Genomic DNA, 4,791 nt, shown 5'->3' on the forward strand with positions numbered 1-4,791 from the left:
AAGACCGCCGAGCGGGCACCTACGACGATGCGGGCCCGCCCGGAGCAGACGTCTCTCCACTGGTCGTATCTTTCTCCCGCCGAAAGCCGGCTATGCCAGAGCGCTACCTTTCCGGGAAGATCGCCGAAGCGGCGCTGCACCTGCTCCACAAGTTGCGGAGTCAAGGCGATCTCCGGGACCAAGACGAGGGCGGAGCGGCCCTGGGCGAGCGCTTCTCCCACGGCGCGCAGATAGACTTCCGTCTTTCCGCTTCCCGTAACCCCGAAAAGCAAAAAAGCGGAAAATCCTTTTTGCCGAATGGTGCCTCTCACCGCTTCGAGCGCGGCAGCCTGATCCCCCGTCAAGACCGGGGGCGATCCCCCCGCTGCGGAATGCGGATGGAGGGGATGTCTCGGTTTCTCCGCCTTGCGCAGGTCGACCAGCCCGCGCTTGGCAAGACGCTTCCAGATCTCCGGTCCCGTGCGCGTCGCCGCGCAGAGCTCGGTCAACCAGATCGGGCCGAGCTCGCGCAACTGGGCCCACGCTCTCTTCTCGCGAACGGAGCAGCCCAGCCGATCCAGCTCCCCTTCCTCCCTGTCTGCAAGGCAGCAGACCAATAGCTGCTCCCGCTTCCTCCCCTGGCGCACTGGTGCAGGCAGGATGCAGCCGAGCGTCGAGGCGAGCGGCGCGCAGTAGTAGCCGGCAACCCACTCGGCCAGCTGCAAGAGCCTCTCCGGAAGGTGAAAGGGCTCTTCGGAAAGGGAAGAGAGCTCGCGCAACTCCTCGACCGCCGGCCTTTCCGGAAAATCGATCACCCACCCCGTAGCCTGGCTTCCCCGCAACGGAATCCGGACATGGGAGCCGATCCGGATCCGATTCGCGAGCCTTGCGGGGATGGCGTAATCAAGCAGGCAGTCCCGCTTCCTTTCCAGGAGAACCCGGGCGACCGAATTTCGTCGCTCGGAATGGAAGTCGTCGCCTCCGAAGGGATCGCTCGCCATGGCGCGGGATTTTCTATCGTACTCCGCCGGGCGGACGGAACCAATGTTCTCGTAGGCGGGCCATGGATCCAAAGGAGAAGAAGAGGGTGGCCCGCTTGCCGCCCATCGAGATCGCGACTATCGTCCATGCGTGAAGTCGAAGGAGCTTTGGAGCATGCCTTTCCCCCTGGACCGCCCGCCGCGACCGCCGGCAATGTTTTATGAATGACACCATCGCGGCGTTGGCGACTCCGGCGGCTCCGGCGGCGCTGGCGGCAATCCGAGTCAGCGGCCCGCGGGCCCGAGAGATCACCGATCTTCTGCTCCGGAGGCCGGTGTCGTGGCTGCCCCAGAAAGCATGGCACCGAGAGATCTGGGATGATGAGCAGAAGCTCGACGACGTCGTCCTCCTCTACTGGCGGCAACCCCGCTCCTACACCGGAGAGGAGATGGTCGAGATCTTTTGCCACGGCAATCCCCTGCTGGTCGACAGAATCCTGACCGCCTATTTCAGCCGCGGCGCTCGGGCGGCCCTTCCCGGAGAGTTTACCCAACGCGCCTTCCTCCACGGGAAGCTCGACCTGACTCAGGCCGAGGCGATCGCGGATCTCATTCATGCGGGCAGCCTGCGCAGCTTGGCCGCGGCCCAAGAAGCAAAAGAGGGGCTGCTCGGCCGGAAGCTTGCGGAAGCTCGGGCGACTCTCCTGGAGCTCGTAGCCCACGCGGAGGCCTACCTCGATTTTCCGGAAGAGGATCTCTCTCCGGAGGTCGGCGAAGACATGCTCCGCCGCATCGACCGGCTCCGCAGCGAGCTTCTCGGGTTGGCCGGTACCGCGCCTACCGGCAGGCTTCTCCGCGAGGGAATCCTCGTAGTTCTCGCTGGTTGTCCCAATGTGGGGAAGTCGAGCCTTTTCAACGCGATCCTGCGCCAAAACAGGGCGATCGTCTCTCCCCATCCCGGAACGACGCGGGACACGATCGAATCGATCTGCCAGATTCACGGATATCCGGTCCGCCTCATCGACACCGCGGGCCATCGGACGGCAGAGCATCCGGTGGAGGCCGAGGGGGTCCGTCGCGCCGAAGAGGCTCTCCGCTCGGCGGATCTCATCGTCCACGTCTCGGTCGCCCCGGAACCGCCCGCATCCGATCCGTTCCTCCCCCCGCCTCTCCTTCCCCATCAGCGGCTCCTGCGGATCGCGAACAAGGCGGACCTAGGGATTCACCCGGAGCGTCGGTCGGAACTCTGCATCTCGACAATCACCGGCGAGGGGTTATCGGAAGTCGACCGCCTTTTGCGCCGGGAAATCGAGGCCCTCGCCCCCGACGCGGCGGCCGGAGGAGCGGTCAACGCCCGCCAAGAGGCGTCCCTTCGCCGCGCCACAGCGGCCTTGGAGCGGGCTTCGGTCGCTTTCCGCACGGGCTTGGCCTGCGAGCTCTGGTGTCTGGAGCTCCGCTCTGCCCTGCAAGCCGTGGGTGAGGTCATGGGGCTGGTCACCAGCGAAGAGATCCTCGACGAGGTCTTCCGACGGTTCTGTATCGGGAAATAGAGGCCTTTTTCGGTTTCCGCCGGCTTGCCGGAGTCTCCCGCTCTCCCGAGAAAACCATGCCGGGGATGGGGCTCGCTTCTCTTCCGGCTCCGATCCATAATTCCGGCGGGAGCGGGGAAAGGGATGTTTTCGGAATCAGACATCCGTGCAGCCATCGCCGAAAAGAAAGCGAAGCGAGAAACTTTCGGCCGATGGGAATATCTCCGGCTCCTCCACGAGTGGCGCGGATGGCCTCGGGGTACGCTCTTGGCCGACGGCGTCGTCGTTGCCGGTTATCCGAAGATCGGGCGGATCCAAACTCTGGCGGGAATCCTCTCGCAGTTCCACGCCCCATTTTGGGTTGAAGAAAAGATCGACGGCTACAACGTACGCATCTTTCGTGTAGGCGACGCCCTCTATGCCGCGACTCGCGGAGGTCTCATCTGCCCGTTCACGACCGACCGCTTGGGCGACTGGATCGATCCAGCGGTCTTTTCCGTCCACCCGGACTGGATTCTCTGCGGAGAGGTGACCGGTCCGGAAACTCCTTACGTCGAGGGGGCCTCTCCCCTGGTGCCCCAAGGGGTCGGCTTTTTCCTCTTCGATATCGCGCGGCAAGGCACGGAGGGCTTTTTCCCGGCGGAAGAACGGCGTGCCCTCGCCGAGACTTTCGGACTTCCAGCGGCTCCTAGTTATGGCCGAATCGAGCCGAAAGAGTCAGCCTCGCTTCGTGAAATCGTCCTCCGACTCGACGCAGAGGGACGCGAAGGAGTCGTCCTCAAGGAGGACTCTCCGCGCAACTTGCGCGCCAAATATGTCACGGGGAGCGCCGAGCTTGCCGACATCGCCTCGATGGCCCAGCGCTATCTCGACGTACCTCCGGAATATTTCACGGAGAGGGTCTTGCGCTTGGCACTCTTTCTGGAGGAGATGAAACGTTCGGATCGCCAAGAATGGAATCGGCGGCTGGGAGAAGCCTTTCTCTCCTCGCTCCAAGAGAGGATCGCCGCCGCGCGGCAAGGCCGCTGCGTCGGCACCTTCTGCTGCCGCTTCCATGCCCGCGAGAACGCTCTCCGACTTCTCGACTCGCTGGGCCAGATCCGCGGCCATGAAGGAGAAACCCGCCTGATCAGCCTTCAGGAGGAGGGAGGGTACTGGGTCCTCCGGTTCCAAAAGCTCTACCGTTCAACCACGGGCTTTCTCCGGAATGCCCTCGGCGGCTCCCTTCGCTTCGACTAGATGGCGGAGAAGATCCCGGAAATGGCGCGCGTCGACCACGGCCACCCCCATCCGATCTGCCCATTTGCGCATCCCCTCGTCGGCTGCGACCAGGATGCCTTCGAGCTCGAAGGAGAGGAGGACCACGTCGACATCCCCCCGGCTGTCGAGTATCCCCCGCCGCAAGGTTTCTCGGTAGCGCTCCCGGAGCTGGTGAAGAAGTTGGCCCATCTCCGCCGCCTCGCCGGCCCTCCGGGCATGCTCCTCGGCGATGCGCAACCCATGATCGATCCGCTTTCGAACCTCGTCGATGAAGTCGTAAAGAAAATCGCCCGGGATCTGCAGATCCGATCTCCTCGGGGAACGGATCCGAATCACCGATTCGAAGTATCCGATCAGAGCATCGAGATCCCGCATCTTCCGCAACTCCTCGTAAACGGAGAGCGGCATATAAAATTCCGCGGGCACCCTTCGAGCCAAGTCGAGAAAGCCGCCCACCGCCGCTTCGTCTTCCCCGAACTGAAAGGCGACGTCGGGGTTGGTGAAGATGCTCGTATCGAGGATGAACCGGTGCATGGCTCCCGCGCTTCCTTAGACTACGGGGCTCGGGTCCCCCAATCCAGACGTTTGTTGCTTCTTCCCGCTCTGTGGTTTGCGGATTGTCAACGAGTGCAAACTTCCCGAAACTGCCGCCGTGCTCTACCGGTCGCTTCTCCGCCCGCTTTTCTTTTTCCTTCCTCCCGAAAGCGCTCACCATCTTGTCCTCTCCCTTTGCGCCAATGATTGGATCGAAAGCTTGCTCCGGCGCTTCTCTTCGCCCCTCCCCGCGCGCCTCGAACGGACTGTCTGGGGCCTCCGTTTCCCGAGCCCGCTCGGCCTTGCGGCCGGGTTTGACAAGAACGGCGTCGCTCTCCGCGCCTGGGAGGCGCTAGGATTCGGCTTCTGCGAAATCGGTACGGTAACGCCGATCCCCCAGGGGCCGAATCCACCTCCCCGACTTCGTCGCCTTCCTCGAGCGGAAGCTCTCTGGAACCGCCTCGGCTTTCCGAGCGAGGGAGCCGAAGAGGTCGCCCGCCGTCTCGCTC

General features: G+C 63.7%; 4 protein-coding genes and 1 pseudogene. 3 read left to right on the forward strand and 2 right to left on the reverse strand.

The annotated features are described in order from the left end of the window. The coding region (locus tag FN369_RS08655; RefSeq protein WP_142525761.1) for a primosomal protein N' family DNA-binding protein at nucleotides 1–980 on the reverse strand (980 nt) is incomplete at its 3' end. A gap of 200 nt (nucleotides 981–1,180) precedes the next feature. On the opposite strand from FN369_RS08655, the gene mnmE reads away from it, so the two are divergent. Both mnmE and FN369_RS08665 read left to right on the forward strand, forming a co-directional pair. After that, nucleotides 1,181–2,509 carry a tRNA uridine-5-carboxymethylaminomethyl(34) synthesis GTPase MnmE gene (gene mnmE / locus FN369_RS08660; RefSeq protein ID WP_142525762.1) on the forward strand — a complete coding sequence of 443 codons (1,329 nt, stop codon included), beginning with the start codon at nucleotides 1,181–1,183 and terminating at the stop codon, nucleotides 2,507–2,509. Nucleotides 2,510–2,632: 123 nt separating this feature from the next. Then, nucleotides 2,633–3,727: an RNA ligase gene (locus FN369_RS08665; protein WP_142525763.1), complete on the forward strand. Its 1,095-nt coding sequence runs from the start codon at nucleotides 2,633–2,635 to the stop codon at nucleotides 3,725–3,727. Here FN369_RS08665 and FN369_RS08670 read toward each other — a convergent pair. After that, entirely contained in the window at nucleotides 3,674–4,282 is a 609-nt protein-coding gene (locus FN369_RS08670; RefSeq protein WP_142525764.1) for an RNA ligase partner protein, read from the reverse strand. The two genes, FN369_RS08665 and FN369_RS08670, sit on opposite strands and share 54 nt — an antisense overlap. Nucleotides 4,283–4,400: 118 nt before the next feature. Between FN369_RS08670 and FN369_RS08675 the strand changes: the two are divergent. Beyond that, nucleotides 4,401–4,791: pseudogene (locus FN369_RS08675) on the forward strand (quinone-dependent dihydroorotate dehydrogenase); the annotation flags it as partial.

The sequence above is a fragment of the Methylacidimicrobium cyclopophantes genome (assembly GCF_902143385.2).
GTDB classification, from domain to species: domain Bacteria; phylum Verrucomicrobiota; class Verrucomicrobiia; order Methylacidiphilales; family Methylacidiphilaceae; genus Methylacidimicrobium; species Methylacidimicrobium cyclopophantes.